Origin of the sequence: Burkholderia sp. MSMB1498, from assembly GCF_001526245.1 — a bacterium.
Classification (GTDB): Bacteria; Pseudomonadota; Gammaproteobacteria; order Burkholderiales; family Burkholderiaceae; genus Burkholderia; species Burkholderia savannae.
Window position 1 is genome coordinate 291,912 of the sequence record NZ_LOYJ01000101.1, and the last position, 16,394, is coordinate 308,305.

The window sequence follows — 16,394 nt, forward strand, 5'->3', positions numbered from 1 at the left end:
CCCGTGGTGACGAGCGGCGAACGATTCGGAATTCGAAAGCGGTGGCACGGCGGCGCGCGCCCGCGCGGAAGGCGCGGGCGCGGCGATTGCATGCAGCTTACAGGTGTTCGGCGAGGAAAGTCAGCGTGCGCCCGTGCGCGAGCGCCGCCGCGCGCTGATCGTACGACGCGCGGTCCGAACAGTTGAAGCCGTGCTGCGCGTCCGGATACAGGTGGAATTCCGCGTTCGGGCGGCCGGCGAACGCTGCCTTCACCTTGTCGACCGCGTCGGGCGGAATCGACTGGTCGTGGCCCGCGTAATGAAAGAGGATCGGCTGCGCGACCTTCGCCGCGACGTCGACGTGATTCTGGATGCCGCCGCCGTAATACGCGACCGCGGCGTCGACCTGCTGCTGCGCCGCGGCGAGATACGCGAGGCGGCCGCCGAAACAGTAGCCGATCGCGGCGAGTTTGCCCGCGACCTCGGGCCGCGCGCGCAGCGCGGCCGCGGCCGCGCCGATATCGGCGACCGCCTGCGCGACATCGGTCTTCTGCAGCAGCTCGATGCCCTTGTCGCGGTCCGCGCCCTCGTAGCCGAGCTCGACGCGCGGTTGCGTGCGCCAGAACACGTCGGGCGCGAGCGCGACGTAGCCGTCGGCCGCGTACTGATCGGCGACCGAGCGGATATGGCCGTTGACGCCGAAGATCTCCTGAATGATGACGACGGCCGGGCCCTTGCCGCGCTTGGGCAGCGCGAGGTAGCCGCCGAACGTGTCGTTGCCTGCGGGGATGTCGATCCATTGCGAAGCCATGCTGATCTCCTGGCAAAGCAAGACCCGTGAAGGTCCTGACGGTGAATGTGGAAGCGGCGCCCAGTGTGCCACCAAACCCGCGTCGCTGCAGTGCCGCGAAACGTCCGGGCGATGCGCGCGGCCGGCGCGTCCGTCGCGTCGATCGGGCCCGCGGAGCCTTCTCGCCGCGCGATCGGATCGATCTGGATTATTCATTTTTCAGGGGCCGTGCGCGCGGGTACAGTCGGTGCGTCGATCGTTCGATTCCGCCGGTCTTTCGCATGACCGCATCCCTGCATCCATTCGAGGATTCGCCATGATTTCCCGCATCGCCCCGACTCCGTTCGCCGCCCGTTTCGACTTGCGCCTGCCGCTCGTGCAGGCGCCGATGGTCGGCGCGACGACGCCCGCGCTCGTCGCGGCCGCGTGCAACGCCGGCGCGCTCGGCAGCCTGGGCGGCGCGTCGTTCGCGCCCGACAGGCTCGCCGCCGAGATCGCCGCGGTGCGCGCGGCGACGAGCCGCCCGTTCGCCGTGAACCTGTTCGCGTTGCCCGACGCGCATCCCGACGACGCGGCCGTGCGTCGTGCGCTCGATGCGATCGATCCGCTGCGCGCGCGCTTCGGGCTGCCGCCCGGCGCACCGCCCGCGCGCTACGCGCCTGATTTCCGGGCGCAGCTCGATGCGCTCGTCGACGCGCGCGTGCCGGTCGCGAGCTTCACGTTCGGCGTGCTCGACAAGGAAGACGTCGCGCGGTTGCAGGCCGCGGGCACGTACGTGATCGGCACCGCGACGCATGTCGCCGAAGGCCTCGCGTGGCAGGCGGCGGGCGCCGACGCGATCAGCGCGCAGGGGGCGGAGGCGGGCGGGCATCGCGGCACGTTCATCGGCCCGGCCGAAGACGCGCTCGTCGGCACGATGGCGCTCGTGCCGCAGCTCGTCGACGCGACAGGCCTGCCGGTGCTCGCGGCGGGCGGCATCATGGACGGGCGCGGGATCGCCGCGGCGCTCGCGCTCGGCGCGCAGGCCGCGCAGCTCGGCACCGCGTTTCTCACCTGCGCGGAAAGCGCGATCCCGGCGTGCTGGAAGGCGCGCCTCATCGCGAGCGACGACACGTCGACGTCCGTCACGCGCGCGATCACGGGCCGCCATGCGCGCGGCATCCGCAACGCACTGATGGCGCGGCTGACCGAGCGACTCGATTCGGTCGCGCCGTATCCGGTGCAAAACGCGCTGACGCAGGAACTGCGGCAAGCCGCCGCGTGCGCGGGCGATGCCGATTATCTGTCGCTGTGGTCCGGCCAGGGCGCGCCGCTCGGCAAGCATCGCGATGCGGCGCAAACGGTCGCGCAGTTGATCGACGCGCTCGATTCCGAATGGCGAGCGACGCTTTCTCGCCACAGTATTTCGGTTGCCTGACGAATTGGCCGGCGCGACAAAACGCACGCCGGCCGCATTGTCGATACGCTCTGTTCACCGAATTATTTCAATTGGAAGACATTGATTGAAAACATGATTGAAATCGCTTTCCCAATCATTAATCGAGTCTTTCATTTCTTCATCTGAATTGGCGGAAACCCTTATGTTTCGGGGGTTTGCGGCTGGTCAGGCCAGGTTTGCCGCAACTGCGACATCGGTAGTCATCCCAGTTCTCTAAAAACATCCCACTAATTAATTTGATCACCTACACTTGCGCGCAAGCACGTGAAGGCCGCCCCGCATGCGGTGCATCGCGCGCTTGATTGGTGCAGGTGAATAAACCAATGCAGCCGGCGAATCGTCCAGTGATTTTTTGTCGAACACGAGGATCGGTGCGGGGCGTCGGTGAAGGTGTTTTTTCGGATTGAAACTGGAGACTTCCATGAATATCAAGATGCAAAAGCTGCTGCCGATCAGCGCGGCGGCTATGCTGATGGCTGCAGCCGCCACGAACGCTGCCGCCGACCAGGTCATCAAGATCGGCCATGTTGCACCGCTGACGGGCGGGATCGCCCACCTCGGTAAGGACAACGAAAATGGCGCGCGCCTCGCGGTTGAAGAGATCAATGCGAAGGGTCTCACGATCGGCGGCCAGAAGATCACGCTCCAGCTCGACGCACAGGACGACGCGGCCGACCCGCGCCAGGCGACGCAAGTCGCGCAGAAGCTCGTCGACGACAAGGTCGCCGCAGTCGTCGGCCACCTGAATTCGGGCACGTCGATCCCGGCGTCGAAGATCTACAGCGACGCGGGCATCGTGCAGATCTCGCCGTCGGCGACGAATCCGGCTTACACGCAGCAAGGCTTCAAGACGACGTATCGCGTCGTCGCGACCGACGCGCAGCAAGGCCCGGCGCTCGCGAACTATGCGCACTCGAAGGGCATCAAGAGCGTCGCGGTGGTCGACGATTCGACGGCGTACGGCCAGGGTCTCGCGAACGAATTCGAGAAGAAGGCGAAGGCGCTCGGCCTGAAGGTGCTGTCGCACGACGCGACGAACGACAAGGCGGTCGATTTCCGCGCGATCCTGACGAAGATCAAGGGTGAGAATCCGGACGCCGTGATGTACGGCGGCATGGACGCGACGGGCGGCCCGTTCGCGAAGCAGGCGAAGCAGCTCGGCCTGCGCTCGAAGATCCTCGCGGGCGACGGCGTCTGCACGGAAAAGCTGTCCGACCTGGCGGGCGATGCGACCGACAACGTCGTGTGCTCGGAAGCGGGTGCGTCGCTCGAGAAGATGCCGGGCGGTGGGGCGTTCAAGGCGAAGTACGAGAAGCGCTTCGGCCAGCCGATCCAGATCTATGCGCCGTTCACGTATGACGCGGTGTACATCATCGTCGACGCGATGAAGCGCGCGAACTCGACCGATCCGGCGAAGATTCTCGCCGTGATGCCGAAGACGAACTACACGGGCGTGATCGGCACGACGACCTTCGATTCGAAGGGCGACCTGCAGCACGGCGTGATTTCGCTGTACGACTACAAGAACGGCAAGAAGACGTTCCTGGACGAAGTCAAGATGTAATCGTTGGCGCGGCCGACGGAGGGGGCGAGGCGCGCATGCCGGAAGGCGTGCGCGCCTTGTTTTTTTCGACGCGAAGAAGGCGGGCGAGCGGCTCGGGCCGCCGAACGCCGGGCGCGGGCGGGCCTGCGCCGGATCAGACCTTCAACCGGGCCAGCACCTTCGGCGCGACGATCGCGACGAGCGCCGCGCACAGCGCGACGATCGACAGCCCGGCCGAAAGGTTGGCCGCCTGTGCGACCGCGCCGATCACGACCGGGCCGAACAGCAGTCCGAAGTAGGCGAGCCCGGCGACGTGCGCGAGCCCTTCGGCCGCGTGCATGCCTTCGACTCGCATGGCGGCGGCGAACAGCACGGGCATCATGTTGGCAAGGCCGAGGCCCATCAGCGTGAAACCCGCCAGCGCGACGACGGGATACGGCAGCGCGAGCGCGCCGATCATGCCGACGCACGCGAGCGTTGCGCTCGCGCAGACGAGCTGCGGCGCGCCGAAGCGCGCGCGGACCGCGTCGCCCGCGAAGCGCGCGGCGGCCATGCCGCCTGAAAACGCCGCATAGGCGGCGCTCGAGAATGCCGGCGTCGCGCGGACGACGTCGCGCATGTAAACAGTCGCCCAGTCGTACATCGCGCCTTCGGCGATCAGCGCGACGAGCGCGATCGCGCCGAGCGCCCACAGCGCGGACGAGCGCCAGCGGTTCGCGCGCGGGCCGCCGTGCGCGGCGGCGTGCGGCACGTGCGGCAGCACGGCCGGGCAGGCGACGACGAGCACGAGCGCGCTCGCGAGCGCGGCGAGCGCGAGGTGCGTGGCGCTCGCCATGCCGCCCGACAGCAGCGCGCCGCCCGCTGCGGCGCCCACCATCCCGCCGACGCTGAACATGCCGTGCAGCATCGACATGATCGGCTGCTCGAACGCGGATTCGACGGCGCTCGCCTCGGCGTTCATCGCGATGTCGAGCGTCGCCATCGAGAAGCCGAACAGCGCGAGCACCGCGAGCAGCAGCGGATAAGTCGGCACGACGAGGATCAAGGCGCTGCACGCGGACATCGCGAGGCCGCCCGTCAGGCACGCGGTGCGCGATCCGACGCGCGCGATCCAGCGCGCATTGGTCGTCATCGCGACGATCGATCCGATCGCGACCGCGAGGAGTGCGAACGACAGCCTCGCGGGCGACAGCGCGAACGCGTCGCGCACCGTCGGCACGTGCACGCCCCACGACGCATACATCATGCCGGCGACGAAGAAGAGCGCCATCGTCGCCGCCCGCGCGCGCTGGCGGGCGGATGACGGAAGCAGGCGATGAAAGGAGGCGGGCGAAGCGAGATGGGGCGACTGGTCGGACACGAAAAGCTTGGCGGACGGGGAAAATCGGGCGAGCGCGGCGCGCGAAGCTTACGCGGCGCTTAACGAAAACGGCGGCGAATCCAAAAGCAGCGGCGATTCTAGCGGAGTGCGGAGCATCCTGCTTGCGCCTGCCGGGTTGCGCGCGACGCGCCGGCGAGCGCATGCTTGGCGTGCGCTCGCCGGCTTGGCGGCGCGCGCCGTTCGGGCCCGCGGCGATCGCCGCCGCCCGCGGCGTTTCCGGCCCGCACGGCGGCGACGCCGGTCCGAACGCGCCATTCTTGCAAGCAGGGACCACGCACGTGAACATTTCCGCCGACTTACCGCTTCATCTGCTTCACCGCAACGCGCTCGGCACGCTCGCGACGCATTCGCGCGCGCCCGAAGGCTATCCGTATCCGACCGTGGTGCCGTACGCGGTCGACGCGCGGCACCGGCCGGTCGTGCTCGTGAGCGGGCTCGCCGAGCACACGCGCAATCTCGTGGCCGATCCGCGCGCCGGATTTCTCGTCGTCGACGGCCTGGGCGACGCGGCGGGCGCATCGGACGGCGTGCTCGAGGCGGAGCGCGCGACGCTCGTCGGCCGTTTCGAGCTGGTCGACGCCGATCCGCATGTCGCCGCGCGCTATCTGCGCTATCACCCGGACGGCGAGCGCTATCTCGCGCTCGGCGACTTCACGTTCTGGGCGCTCGCATGCGATCGGCTGCGCTATATAGGCGGATTCGGGCGGATGGGCTGGCTCGACGCGACCGAGCTGGACGGGCTCGCGCCCGTCGGTTATGACGAAGAGCGCGCGCTATGGGACGAATACGATGCGTCGCGAGAGCGGCGCGCGGGCCTCGAATTGCTCGGCATCGACCGCTACGGCGCGGACTGGCGTTTGAACGGCTCGAGGCGGCGCACGCCGTTCGGCGCGCCGAAAATGGACGCCGAAGCGCTGTCGGCGGCGCTGCGAGAGGCTGCCGCCGTTTCGCTCGAGTAAAGCGGCGGCTCCGATTATGAGCGATTCCGCACATTGTGAGCGTATTAAACGAGATAAGGCGGCGGCCGCGCTTTCAATCTGCGGAACCTTTCGTTTCATGAAAACTTCTAATTCGATCGCCCAGGGCAATTGCGCAATTTGCGAGCTTAAAATATGTACTGAATTCAGCCAATCCAGTTGTAAGACTGGCGATAATTGCAAATGAAGCGGATGCTGGTCAATTTGAACAATCAAATCACAAAATACAACATTAATTTTCGGCGATGCGGTATTCACCGAATTCTTTTTTGTGCTAACCTTCGATCCAATTATCCGAGGCATCGTTAGTTTAGATGGCAAGCCGACCGAAGATCGGTGCCATTTGGTCAGATAAAAGGGAATTTATGTCTTCTTACAAGGACCTTCTCGCTCAGCGAGAGAAGCTGGAGAAGCAGATCGAAGAGGCCAAGTCGCGCGAATACGCGGAGGTATTGAGCGACGTCAAGCAAAAGATCGCCGATTACGGTTTCTCGCTCGTAGAACTCGGTCTCGGTCGCGGCAAAGCTGGAAAGGCGGGGCGGCCCCGCGCCGGTGTCGCGGCGAAATACCGCGATCCGGAATCCGGCGCGACCTGGTCGGGCCGTGGGAAGCCTCCTCGCTGGATTGCCGGCAAGAATCGCGAGCAATTCGCCATCTGAGCGCAACCTGCCTGCCAAACACAAAAGGCCACGCCCCCTCGAGGGGAGCGCGGCCTTTTGTGTTTTTGGTATCGGCCGCCGTGGCCGGCATTTGTCATAGAAATGTCATGTTTAGCGGTAAATGAAAATGCGTTGCGTTTTCATAAGCGGTTGATTTTGCTTGATTTTTTGCCTTCGTGCCGAGCGCTTTCAAGTTCCGCTTGATAGAATTGCGGTGTCTTTCGCCGCATTCGATATTACATGTCTACTTTTTCAAACGACGACCTGGCCTCGGAAAAGCAGGCCGTCGCTCGCAAGAGCACGTTCGTCAGCATCGTGCTCAATGTGATTCTGGCGACACTGCAAGTGGCCGTCGGCGTAATTGCGCATTCCCAGGCTTTGATTGCGGACGGCGTCCACTCTTTGTCGGATTTGGTTTCCGATTTTGTGGTACTGCTCGCGAACCGGCATAGCGGCGCAAAACCGGATGCCGATCACAATTACGGCCATAGCCGTTATGAAACGGTTGCTTCATTCTTTCTCGGCGCGATCCTGATTGCGGTCGGCGTCGGGATGCTGTGGCGCGCGGGCGACCGGCTCGTGCATCTCGAGGATATCCCGCCCGTCCATGCGAGTGCGCTCGCGGTCGCGGTCGTCGTGCTGCTGTCGAAGGAGGGGCTGTTCCGCTACATGCTGCGCGAGGCGCAGCGCGTGCGCTCCGCGATGCTCGTCGCGAACGCGTGGCACGCGCGCTCGGACGCCGCGTCGTCGCTCGTCGTCGCGATCGGCATCGTCGGCAGCCTCGCTGGCGTGCGCCTTCTCGACCCGATCGCGGCGGCGATCGTCGGCTTCATGGTCGCGCGGATGGGTTGGACGTTCGGCTGGGATGCGCTGCAGGATCTGTCGGACCGCGCGCTCGACGAGAACGCGTCGGCCGAGATCCGCGCGCTCATCGTGTCGACGCCCGGCGTGCGCGACGTGCACGATCTGCGCACCCGCAAGATGGGCGATTCGGCGCTCGTCGACGCTCACATCCTCGTCGATCCGATGATGTCGGTCTCGGAGGGGCACTACATCGCGGAGGCGGCGCGCGCGTGCGTGCTGACCGACCGGCGCGTGCTCGACGCGCTGATCCACGTCGATCCGGAGCACGACGTCGCGCGCCGCGCGGTGCTCGATTTGCCGCCGCGCGAACAGATCGAGGGGCAGATCGAGACGGCGCTCGACAAGGCGGGGCTGCGGGCAGGCGCGATCAACCTGCACTACCTCAGCACGGGCCTCGAAATCGACATCACGCTCGCGCCGGATGCAAGCTTGGAACGCGCGGGCGGCGGCGATCCGGTTGCTCGTTTGGACGTCGAAGCATTGAAGCGCCGGTTCGGCGCGCGGCGCCTCGGCATTTCGCGCGCGCTCGCGTCGAGCGACGCGGCGGCCGCCGGCCGGCCGCACTGAGCCGGCCGGGGCGGCAAGCGGGCAAAAAGGGCTCGCCGGGGCGCGCCGACACGTCGGCGCGCGCTGCTCGGCGCAAACGCAAACGGCAAACACAAACATCAAACGGCAAGCGCATGAGCGTCGCGCGAGAACGCACGCGCGACGGCGCGCCCCAACGCGTCAGAGCGGCAGTTGCGTGTCGAACTTGATCTCGCGCAGCACGACGCTCGTGCGCACTTGCGACACGGCGGGAATCTTGAAGATCCGCTCGTGCAGGAAGACGTCGTAAGCCTTGATGTCGGGGGCGACGATCTTGAGGATGTAATCGGCTTCGCCCGTCGTGCTGTAGCACTCGGTCACTTCGGGGCAGGTCGCGATTTCCCGCTCGAACTGTTCGACGCCGCCTTCGTTGTGGCGGGTCAGGTGGACGTGCGCGAGCGCGCAGATATGGAGCCCGAGCTTCTCGCGATCGAGGAGGGCCGTGTACCGCTGGATCACGCCGGACTGCTCCATGTCCTTGATGCGGCGCCAGCACGGCGTGCTGGAGAGGCCGACCTGATCGGAGATCTCCTGCACGGAGCGGCGCGCGTCGAGCTGCAACAGGCGAAGGATTTTTTGCGAAAAGGTATCGAGGGTCACCTGCGCCTCCAAAGCGGCTACAACATTTGGCAATGGTAGAGGCGGGTGAAAGGAAAGGCAATCCGAAGGGCTTGAAACGAGCGAGATTCGCTAATTTCTCGGGCCGTCGGCGGCATTTTGTGCTGATTCGTCAGCTTCTTCGGTGGGCGGCGCCGACGCCTTCGCCGCCTGCATCGCGCGCAGGTCGGCGAGCATGTTGCAAAAGAGCGCGCCTTGCTCGATCGCGTCGTCGAGCGCGACGTGCGTGTGCGGATGATCGTCGAACCAATGCTTCGGGAAGCGCGGCTTGATCGCCTTGCGGTACGGCAGGCCCGTCATCGCGAACGCGAGCGTCTTGATGTCGAGCGCCGACCACGAGAACGGGCAGCGGCCGGCGAAGCGCATCATGTACCAGAACATGAACGTGAAATCGAAGCCCGCGGGCATCGCGACGAACACCGGCTTGCCGGGCAGAGCCTCGACCCATTCGACGTACGCGACGAGCGCCGTCTCGGGCGCCTGCAGGTCGCGCCGGCACGCGGCCCATGCTTCGGGCTGCGTCTTCCACCACGCATCCTGCACCGGATGCGGCGCCGCGCCCGGCAGCAACTCGAGATTCGCGGAGAACGTCGCGATCAGCTGCTTGTCCTCGGTGAACGCGGCGGACGCGAAGCTCAGCATCGAATGCGGGCCCGGGATCGGGCCGTCCGCCTCGACGTCGGTGCTGACGTAGATCTCGCGGCTCGGAACCGTCGGCGCGGCGCTCATCCCGCCACCCCGTCTGCAACGAACGGATTCGTGCGGCGCTCGTCGCCGAACGTCGACGCCGGGCCGTGGCCGGGCACGAACGTCACGTCGTCGCCGAGCGGCCAGAGCTTTTCGCGGATCGAGCGGATCAGGTCGGCGTGATTGCCGCGCGGGAAATCGGTGCGGCCGATCGAGCCGGCGAACAGCACGTCGCCGACGATCGCAAGCCGATGCGCGCGGCTGAAGAACACGACATGGCCGGGCGTGTGGCCCGGGCAGTGATAGACCTCGAGCGTTTCGTCGCCGAACGTGACGGTGTCGCCGTCGTCGAGCCAGCGGTCGGGCTCGAACGCCTCGGCGGCCGGAAAGCCGAAGCGCTCGCTTTGCATCGGCAGCTTCTCGATCCAGAAGCGCTCCTCCTCCTGCGGCCCCTCGATCGGCACGCCGTAATGCGCGGCGAGCCGCTTCGCGCCCGCGCAATGGTCGACGTGGCCGTGCGTGAGCAGCACCTTCTCGATCTGCGCGTTCTGCCGAGCGGCTTCCTGCTCGATCAGTTCGAGATCGCCGCCGGGATCGACGACGGCGGCGCGTCCCGTTTTCTCGCAGACGAGCAGCGAGCAGTTCTGCTGGAACGGCGTGACCGGAATGAGCGTGACTTTCATGGGGCGAGCGGCGGCTAAAAGCCCAGATTGTACTGGCCGGGCGGATTGCTCGCCGCGCGCGGCACCTTTATGCCGATTGTTTCGATCATAGAGAGAATCAATCGCTCACCCCCCCTGTTTTTGAGGCGGCTGTTTTCGTTTATGTATAATGCGGTCCAGTGTGCGTGGAAGACCACGCCGTCAGTGGGTGTTCGGAACCCGTTTTTGGTTTCCGTGACGCCGTCAATGCAAATGCCCGCCGGGGGTCCGGTGGTGCATCTAGTACCGATTCGTCGGTGCTCACGTCTTGTCCGGCCGGGCGCAACGCGTCCGCTGCGGCCCAGCTGCCGCGACGCCGGATGAGGCCTATGCCGCCGTTCCTGCGCGTTTGAGTCTACGACGCGCACGAACGTGGAAGCCATGTTCGATTGGCGGCATGTGGGGTCTGGTCAGGCTGCCGGGGACAGGTTGCGCCAGACGTGAAAGCTAATCAGGACCGGTTGCGGCAGAACGTGAGCCGCGCCAAATGCTGAGCCGCCCGCGCGCGAGCGCGATCGGGGCATGCATGTCCGTCCGGGTCGCATTCGTAGCAGCGCGGCCCGTACAAGCAGGCGACACGTCGATGAGATTTCGATTACCGAGGCAGCTCGGGACTCTAGTTGTATTTTTCGCGCTGACAGGCTGCGCGGTGCCGCCGAACGCACCGTCCGCCGAACAGGCGAAAAGCGCCGCGTCGAAGGACGCACTGCGCACGGCCGCAGCGGGCGCGGCCAACAATAAGGATACGGCGGGCGCACCGCTGAACTTCGACACGGCGCTCGCCTCGATGCCCGCCGCCGGCTCGCAAGATGCGTCGCGCCAATCGCTCGCCGACGCGAAGCCGATCGACGCCGCCGACGTCTCGGATTTCCGCCAGACCGGCCGGGCATCGTGGTACGGCAAGGGCTTTCATGGCCGCCGCACCGCGAACGGCGAACGCTTCAACATGAACGAACTCACGGCCGCGCATCGGACGCTGCCGCTCGCGTCGTACGTGCGCGTGACGAACCAGACGAACGGCAAGTCGGTCGTCGTGAAGATCAACGATCGCGGCCCGTTCTCGCGCGGCCGGATTCTCGATCTGTCGTACGCGGCGGCGAAGGTGATCGGCCTCGTCCATGCGGGCACCGCGCGCGTGAAGATCCAGGGCCTGTCGCCGGAACAAGCGCGCGTCGCTCGCGACGAGATGCTCGCGTCGAACGCGGCGAAGTAACCGCGACGAACGCACCGCATCGGCCGGACGGCCGACTATCGAACGCACGTGAAAAGGGCCGCTTCGCGCGGCCCTTTTGCTTTTGCAGCGAATCCTTACTCTTCTTCGTTCTTCAGCGTGAGCGCACGCGCGTACAACGCGTTGCGCGACGCGCCCGTCAATGCCGCGGCGAGCTTCGCCGCGCTCTTCACCGGCACTTCGTCGAGCAGCAATCTGAGCAGCGCATCGTGCGCGGTTTCGTCGGCGGCGCGATCGTCCCGCGGCGCGCCTTCGACGACCAGCACGAATTCGCCGCGCTGTCGGTTTGCGTCGGCGCGCAGCCACGTCGGCCCTTCGGCCAGCGTGCCCTCGAACAACTCCTCGTGTAGCTTGGTGAGCTCGCGCGCGATCAACAGGCGCCGCTCGCCGCCCAGCGCCGCCGCGAGCGCTTCGACAGTCTCGACGATCCGGTGCGGCGCCTCGTAGAACACGAGCGCATACGGATGAGCCTTCAGCGCCTGGAGCGCCGCTTCGCGCTGCTTCGGCTTCGGCGGCAGGAAACCCGCGAACGTGAACGCGCCCGCCCAGTCGCCCGCGACGCTCACGGCCGAGGTGGCCGCGCTCGCGCCCGGCAGCGGGATCACGCCGAGGCCCGCGGCGCGCACCGCGTCGACGAGCTTCGCGCCCGGATCGGAGATGCCAGGCGTGCCGGCGTCCGACACGTAAGCGATCCGCTCGCCCGCGCGCAGATGGTCGACCAGCTTCGCCGCGGCCGCGCGCTCGTTGTGCTCGTGCACCGCGACGAGCGGCTTCGAGATCCCGTAGCGGGCGAGCAACTGGCCCGTGTTGCGGGTGTCCTCGGCGGCGATGCGATCGGCGAGCGCCAGCACGTGCAGCGCGCGCAGCGTGATGTCGGCGGCGTTGCCGATCGGCGTCGCGACGACGTAGAGGGCGCCCGTCGGATATTGCTGCGCCCGCGCGAGATCGAGGAGGGAAGTCATGACACGAAAGGCGCCCGCACGCGGCGCAAACGAAGGAAGCCCCGCATTGTGCCATGCGCGCGCGGCGGGGCAGCAAACGCGCGGCGCCGAAGCCGTGCAGCGCGACAACTTTTCCGCGGCGGCCGGGTCCAAGCGCGTCGTCGGCGCCGCGTTCGAGACGCGCGCGCTGCGCTTCCTCGAGCGCGCGGGGCTCGCGCTCGTCGCGCGCAACGTGACCGTGCGCGGCGGCGAGATCGACCTCGTGATGCGCGAGCGCGACGGCACGCTCGTGTTCGTCGAAGTGCGCGCGCGCACGAGCGCACGCTACGGCGGCGCCGCGGAGAGCGTCGGCGCGCGCAAGCGAATGCGGCTCCTGCACGCGGCGCACGTGTTCTGGGCGCGCACGGGCGGCGCGAGCGCGTGCCGCTTCGATGTCGTCGCATTCGAACGCGGCCGGCTCGTGTGGCTGCGCGACGCATTTCGCGTCGACGACGCGGGCTAGCTTGTGTCGAGATGTAAAGAGATGCGGCGACGCTCGGGCGGCGAGTGCGGAGTGCGGTAAACTCGCCGCACTCACGATGCCGCGCGACGCAGACCACGCGCGCAGTACCCGATTAGGAATCGATGTCAGTCGAACGTATTCAGCAACATATCCGCGACAGCGCGGCGCTCGCTCACGAAGCGCTCGATGCGCTGTCGCTGCCGATCGCGGCGGCCGTCGACGCGATGTTCATGGCGCTCGCGAACGGCAACAAGATCGTCGCGTGCGGCGACGGCCCGTCGGCCGCCGCGGCCGAGCGGCTCGCCGCCGCGCTGATCGGCGGATTCGAGCGCGAACGGCCCGGCCTGCCGGGACTCGCGCTCCACAACGAGGCGGGCCGCCCGGGCTCCACGGCCGACGCCGATCAGATCTTCGCGCAACAAGTGCGCGCGCTCGGCCAGACGGGCGACGTGCTGCTCGTGCTCGATCCGCTTGGCGAATCGCCGCGCGTGCGGGCGGCGGTCGAGGAGGCGCGCGAGCGCGAGATGATCGTCGTCGCGCTGACGGGCCACGGCGGCGGGCGCCTCGGCGCGTCGCTCGCCGACACCGATATTCAGATCTGCGTGCCGTCCGAGCGGGCGGTGCGCATTCAGGAAGTCCATCTGCTGACCATCCACTGCCTGTGCGACGGCATCGACGCGATGCTGCTGGGCGAGGATTGATTCGAAGGAGAGCCGTCGATGAGTAACAGCCGCGTCAGACAGACGCTAGTCAGAACCACGCTCGTGATCGGCCTGTCGGCCGGCCTCGCCGCGACGCTGCAGGGCTGCGTGCTCGCGGTCGCGGGCGCGGCGGCGGGCGGCGGCGCGCTCGTCGCGACCGATCGCCGCACGCTCGGCGCGCAGACCGAGGATCGCGAGATCCAGGTGAAGGCGCTGACGCAGATGAACAACGGGCTGCCGGACGGCTCGCACACGAACGTGACGGTGTTCGACCGCCGCGTGCTGCTGACGGGCGAAGTGCCGAGCGACGCCGCGAAGCAGCGCGCCGAAGAGATCGTCCGCGGGATCAACAACGTGAACGCGATCGTCAACGAGCTCGCGGTCGGGCCGGCGAGCTCGCTGTCGGACCGGGCGAACGACTCGTACCTCGAAGGCCGCGTGAAGACCGCGATGATCGCCGAGAAGGGCATCTCCGCGAACAACTACAAGGTCGTGTGCGAGCGCGGCAACGTGTATTTGATGGGCCTCGTGACGAGCGACGAAGGCAATCGCGGCGCGGACGTCGCGAGCCGCGTGCCGGGCGTCGAGAAGGTCGTCAAGGTGTTCCAGTACATCAAGCCGCAGGAAGCGGAGGCGCTGACGGCGGCGACGCCCGCGAGCGGCGCGTCGGCCGCCGCCGCGCCCGCGACGGCGGCCGAAGGCGCGACGGTCGGCGCGGTGCCGGATTCGAGCGTCACCGCGACGCCGCTGCAAGCGCCCGCGCCGGTCTCCAATTCGACGAACGTGCATCCGGGCAATCCGAAGGCGGGGACGCCTTAATGGTTGCGAAGTATGCGAAACGGGTGATGGGCGGCGCGGCAGCAGTCGTCGCGGCGTTCGGTTGCGCGATGGCGAGCTTGCCGGCGCATGCGGATGTCGGCGACGGCCTGAAGGTTGCGCGCAGCAATGCGTGCATGGGGTGCCACGCGGTGGATCGCAAGCTCGTCGGGCCGTCGTTCCAGCAGATCGCCGAGCGGTACAAGAACGACAAGCAGGCGGAGCCGAAGCTCGCGAAGAAGGTGAAGGACGGCGGCTCCGGCGTCTGGGGCGCGATCCCGATGCCAGCGCACCCGCGGATGAGCGACGCCGACGTACGCTCGGTTGTCCAATGGGTGCTGGCCGGTGCGCCGTCGAAATAATCGGTGCAAACCTGTTGCCAAGATCAGATGGCGTGATGTATGATCGTCGGCTGTTGGTGAGGGGCGGTAGCTCAGCTGGGAGAGCGTCGCGTTCGCAATGCGAAGGTCGGGAGTTCGATCCTCCTCCGCTCCACCAAGAACATGTCTAGGGTTGTACGAGCAAGTCAGAAAACCCCGCAGCCGGTAAGGCTTGCGGGGTTTTTTGTTTCTGCGTTCGTCTGATGTCGTCATTGACATCTTGGGGCGCCAGGGGGCATTTTAGGGGGCACGAACCATGCCCCCACGTGCTGATGCCCCCACGGAGATCGAATGCCCCTGACTGACGCCGAAATTCGCAATGCGCCCGCCCGAGAGAAGCCTTACCGCCTTACAGATGGCTCCGGCATGTATTTGGAAGTCTCGCCGGCGGGCGGAAAGTATTGGCGGTTCAAGTATCGATTCGCCGGCAAGGAAAAGCGCCTGGCGCTGGGCGTCTACCCTGAGGTCAGCGGCAAGGAAGCACGGCTTCGCCGGGACGAGGCGCGCAGGCTTCTCGCTAACGGGATCGATCCGGGAATTGAGCGCAAGGTGCAGAAGGCGGCAACCGTTGAGCGCGCGGCGAACAGCTTCGAAGCGGTCGCGCGCGAGTGGTTTGCAAGGCAGTCGCCGGGCTGGGCGAAGAGTCACGCAGATAAGATCATCGCTCGTCTCGAGAAAGACGTTTTTCCTTGGCTGGGCGGTCGAGCGATCGCAGAGATCAAAGCTCCGGAAGTTCTCGCGGTCCTGCGCAGGGTGGAAGCGCGCGGCGCGCTCGACACCTCGCATCGCGTCCATCAAAACTGCGGTCAGGTTTTTCGTTACGCAGTTGCCACCGGGCGGGCAGAGCGTGACGTTAGCGCAGACCTGCGCGGTGCGCTTCCCCCCGCTCGCCACACTCACTTCGCATCTGTGACGGAACCGGACGACGTCGCGGGCCTCCTGCGGGCGCTCGACGGTTTCCAGGGAACATTTGTCGTTCAGTGCGCTCTGCGTCTCGCGCCGCTCCTGTTTGTGCGCCCCGGCGAGTTGCGGACAGCGGAATGGTCGCAGTTTGACCTCGACAAGGCTCAATGGCGCTACACGGTGTCAAAGACCAAGACCGAGCATCTCGTGCCTTTGGCGAGACAGGCCGTCGAGATACTGCGTGACCTGCATGCGCTTACCGGCCAACGCAAATACGTCTTTCCAGGTCGGGACGTGAGCAAGCCCATGAGCGGGGCGGCGATCAACGCTGCGCTGAGGCGGATGGGTTTCGATACAAAAACGGAGATCACGGGGCATGGATTCCGCGCGATGGCTCGGACGATTCTGCATGAGCGTCTTCGCTTCCCGAGCGAAGTCATCGAACATCAACTTGCCCACAAAGTACCCGACGCGCTAGGCACTGCGTACAACCGGACGAAGTTTATCGACGACCGTGTCTTAATGATGCAAAAGTGGGCCGACTATTTGGAGCAGCTCAAAGCTGGCGCAGAGGTCGTTCCCATTGCGGCCGCACGATAGCTGCAAGGCACTCGCAGCCTCCGTTCGTCCTGGGGCGTCCGCGTTTGTCGGATTTGACAGGGCCCACGTCCGACCATACTCGCAACAGATAACGAAAG

The 16,394-nt window shown here is 66.5% G+C and carries 17 protein-coding genes and 1 tRNA gene; 12 read left to right on the plus strand and 6 right to left on the minus strand.

The window, feature by feature from the left end; translation table 11 throughout:
- Window positions 1–97: 97 nt before the first annotated feature.
- Window positions 98–790, minus strand: coding sequence for a dienelactone hydrolase family protein (locus tag WS91_RS22850; protein ID WP_038746617.1), 693 nt, complete (start codon window positions 788–790; stop codon window positions 98–100).
- Window positions 791–1,085: 295 nt separating this feature from the next.
- On the opposite strand from WS91_RS22850, the gene WS91_RS22855 reads away from it, so the two are divergent.
- Both WS91_RS22855 and WS91_RS22860 read left to right on the plus strand, forming a co-directional pair.
- Window positions 1,086–2,186, plus strand: a complete 1,101-nt coding sequence (locus WS91_RS22855; RefSeq protein ID WP_059671064.1) for an NAD(P)H-dependent flavin oxidoreductase — start codon at window positions 1,086–1,088, stop codon at window positions 2,184–2,186.
- 442 nt (window positions 2,187–2,628) lie between these two features.
- On the plus strand, window positions 2,629–3,771 hold the full coding sequence (locus WS91_RS22860; RefSeq protein WP_038746623.1) for a branched-chain amino acid ABC transporter substrate-binding protein: 1,143 nt from the start codon (window positions 2,629–2,631) through the stop codon (window positions 3,769–3,771).
- Between the two features lie 133 nt (window positions 3,772–3,904).
- Here the strand turns inward: WS91_RS22860 and WS91_RS22865 are convergent, their stop codons facing one another.
- Window positions 3,905–5,110 (minus strand): MFS transporter, encoded by a 1,206-nt coding sequence (locus WS91_RS22865; protein WP_059645477.1) that lies wholly within the window; start codon window positions 5,108–5,110, stop codon window positions 3,905–3,907.
- Between the two features lie 299 nt (window positions 5,111–5,409).
- Between WS91_RS22865 and WS91_RS22870 the strand changes: the two genes are divergently transcribed.
- From WS91_RS22870 to WS91_RS22880, 3 genes are all read left to right on the plus strand, one after another.
- A complete protein-coding gene (locus WS91_RS22870; protein WP_059671116.1) occupies window positions 5,410–6,090 on the plus strand; it encodes a HugZ family pyridoxamine 5'-phosphate oxidase in 681 nt (226 codons plus the stop codon).
- A 383-nt stretch (window positions 6,091–6,473) separates the two neighbouring features.
- A complete protein-coding gene (locus WS91_RS22875; protein ID WP_038746752.1) occupies window positions 6,474–6,767 on the plus strand; it encodes an H-NS histone family protein in 294 nt (97 codons plus the stop codon).
- Window positions 6,768–7,007: 240 nt separating this feature from the next.
- Window positions 7,008–8,198, plus strand: coding sequence for a cation diffusion facilitator family transporter (locus WS91_RS22880; protein WP_059578096.1), 1,191 nt, complete (start codon window positions 7,008–7,010; stop codon window positions 8,196–8,198).
- A 159-nt stretch (window positions 8,199–8,357) separates the two neighbouring features.
- Here WS91_RS22880 and WS91_RS22885 read toward each other — a convergent pair whose 3' ends face one another.
- The 3 genes from WS91_RS22885 to WS91_RS22895 all read right to left on the minus strand — a co-directional run bounded on the left by WS91_RS22885 (window position 8,358) and on the right by WS91_RS22895 (window position 10,204).
- Window positions 8,358–8,816: an Lrp/AsnC family transcriptional regulator gene (locus tag WS91_RS22885; protein ID WP_010107036.1), complete on the minus strand. Its 459-nt coding sequence runs from the start codon at window positions 8,814–8,816 to the stop codon at window positions 8,358–8,360.
- Between the two features lie 90 nt (window positions 8,817–8,906).
- The gene (locus WS91_RS22890) at window positions 8,907–9,563 is read right to left on the minus strand and encodes an exonuclease (protein ID WP_038746631.1); all 657 of its coding nucleotides are present in this window, start codon (window positions 9,561–9,563) and stop codon (window positions 8,907–8,909) included.
- Window positions 9,560–10,204, minus strand: coding sequence for an MBL fold metallo-hydrolase (locus WS91_RS22895; RefSeq protein ID WP_038746634.1), 645 nt, complete (start codon window positions 10,202–10,204; stop codon window positions 9,560–9,562). Before WS91_RS22895 ends, WS91_RS22890 begins: the two co-directional genes overlap by 4 nt.
- Before the next feature lie 601 nt (window positions 10,205–10,805).
- On the opposite strand from WS91_RS22895, the gene WS91_RS22900 reads away from it, so the two are divergent.
- Window positions 10,806–11,435, plus strand: a complete 630-nt coding sequence (locus WS91_RS22900; protein WP_038746638.1) for a septal ring lytic transglycosylase RlpA family protein — start codon at window positions 10,806–10,808, stop codon at window positions 11,433–11,435.
- 95 nt (window positions 11,436–11,530) lie between these two features.
- Here the strand turns inward: WS91_RS22900 and rsmI are convergent, their stop codons facing one another.
- Window positions 11,531–12,415 carry a 16S rRNA (cytidine(1402)-2'-O)-methyltransferase gene (gene rsmI / locus WS91_RS22905; protein WP_059645483.1) on the minus strand — a complete coding sequence of 295 codons (885 nt, stop codon included), beginning with the start codon at window positions 12,413–12,415 and terminating at the stop codon, window positions 11,531–11,533.
- A 46-nt stretch (window positions 12,416–12,461) separates the two neighbouring features.
- Here rsmI and WS91_RS22910 point away from each other — a divergent pair, with 46 nt between their 5' ends.
- The 6 genes from WS91_RS22910 (at window position 12,462) to WS91_RS22935 (ending at window position 16,296) form a co-directional block, all read left to right on the plus strand.
- Window positions 12,462–12,896 carry a YraN family protein gene (locus WS91_RS22910; protein WP_038746644.1) on the plus strand — a complete coding sequence of 145 codons (435 nt, stop codon included), beginning with the start codon at window positions 12,462–12,464 and terminating at the stop codon, window positions 12,894–12,896.
- Between the two features lie 122 nt (window positions 12,897–13,018).
- Window positions 13,019–13,597 carry an SIS domain-containing protein gene (locus WS91_RS22915; protein WP_038746648.1) on the plus strand — a complete coding sequence of 193 codons (579 nt, stop codon included), beginning with the start codon at window positions 13,019–13,021 and terminating at the stop codon, window positions 13,595–13,597.
- Between the two features lie 18 nt (window positions 13,598–13,615).
- Entirely contained in the window at window positions 13,616–14,416 is an 801-nt protein-coding gene (locus tag WS91_RS22920; protein ID WP_059671066.1) for a BON domain-containing protein, read from the plus strand.
- Entirely contained in the window at window positions 14,416–14,775 is a 360-nt protein-coding gene (locus WS91_RS22925; RefSeq protein WP_038746654.1) for a c-type cytochrome, read from the plus strand. The genes WS91_RS22920 and WS91_RS22925 overlap by 1 nt, the downstream gene beginning before the upstream one ends.
- Before the next feature lie 60 nt (window positions 14,776–14,835).
- Window positions 14,836–14,911: transfer RNA gene (locus WS91_RS22930), tRNA-Ala, on the plus strand.
- Between the two features lie 173 nt (window positions 14,912–15,084).
- The gene (locus tag WS91_RS22935) at window positions 15,085–16,296 is read left to right on the plus strand and encodes a tyrosine-type recombinase/integrase (protein ID WP_059671067.1); all 1,212 of its coding nucleotides are present in this window, start codon (window positions 15,085–15,087) and stop codon (window positions 16,294–16,296) included.
- Window positions 16,297–16,394 lie beyond the last annotated feature (98 nt).

Coding starts and splice junctions, on each gene's coding strand:
- WS91_RS22850 (WP_038746617.1), bottom strand. CDS start 790: ATGGCTTCGCAATGGATCGACATCCCCGCAGGCAACGACACGTTCGGC.
- WS91_RS22855 (WP_059671064.1), top strand. CDS start 1,086: ATGATTTCCCGCATCGCCCCGACTCCGTTCGCCGCCCGTTTCGACTTG.
- WS91_RS22860 (WP_038746623.1), top strand. CDS start 2,629: ATGAATATCAAGATGCAAAAGCTGCTGCCGATCAGCGCGGCGGCTATG.
- WS91_RS22875 (WP_038746752.1), top strand. CDS start 6,474: ATGTCTTCTTACAAGGACCTTCTCGCTCAGCGAGAGAAGCTGGAGAAG.
- WS91_RS22880 (WP_059578096.1), top strand. CDS start 7,008: ATGTCTACTTTTTCAAACGACGACCTGGCCTCGGAAAAGCAGGCCGTC.
- WS91_RS22890 (WP_038746631.1), bottom strand. CDS start 9,563: ATGAGCGCCGCGCCGACGGTTCCGAGCCGCGAGATCTACGTCAGCACC.
- WS91_RS22895 (WP_038746634.1), bottom strand. CDS start 10,204: ATGAAAGTCACGCTCATTCCGGTCACGCCGTTCCAGCAGAACTGCTCG.
- WS91_RS22900 (WP_038746638.1), top strand. CDS start 10,806: ATGAGATTTCGATTACCGAGGCAGCTCGGGACTCTAGTTGTATTTTTC.
- rsmI (WP_059645483.1), bottom strand. CDS start 12,415: ATGACTTCCCTCCTCGATCTCGCGCGGGCGCAGCAATATCCGACGGGC.
- WS91_RS22915 (WP_038746648.1), top strand. CDS start 13,019: ATGTCAGTCGAACGTATTCAGCAACATATCCGCGACAGCGCGGCGCTC.
- WS91_RS22920 (WP_059671066.1), top strand. CDS start 13,616: ATGAGTAACAGCCGCGTCAGACAGACGCTAGTCAGAACCACGCTCGTG.
- WS91_RS22925 (WP_038746654.1), top strand. CDS start 14,416: ATGGTTGCGAAGTATGCGAAACGGGTGATGGGCGGCGCGGCAGCAGTC.
- WS91_RS22935 (WP_059671067.1), top strand. CDS start 15,085: ATGCCCCTGACTGACGCCGAAATTCGCAATGCGCCCGCCCGAGAGAAG.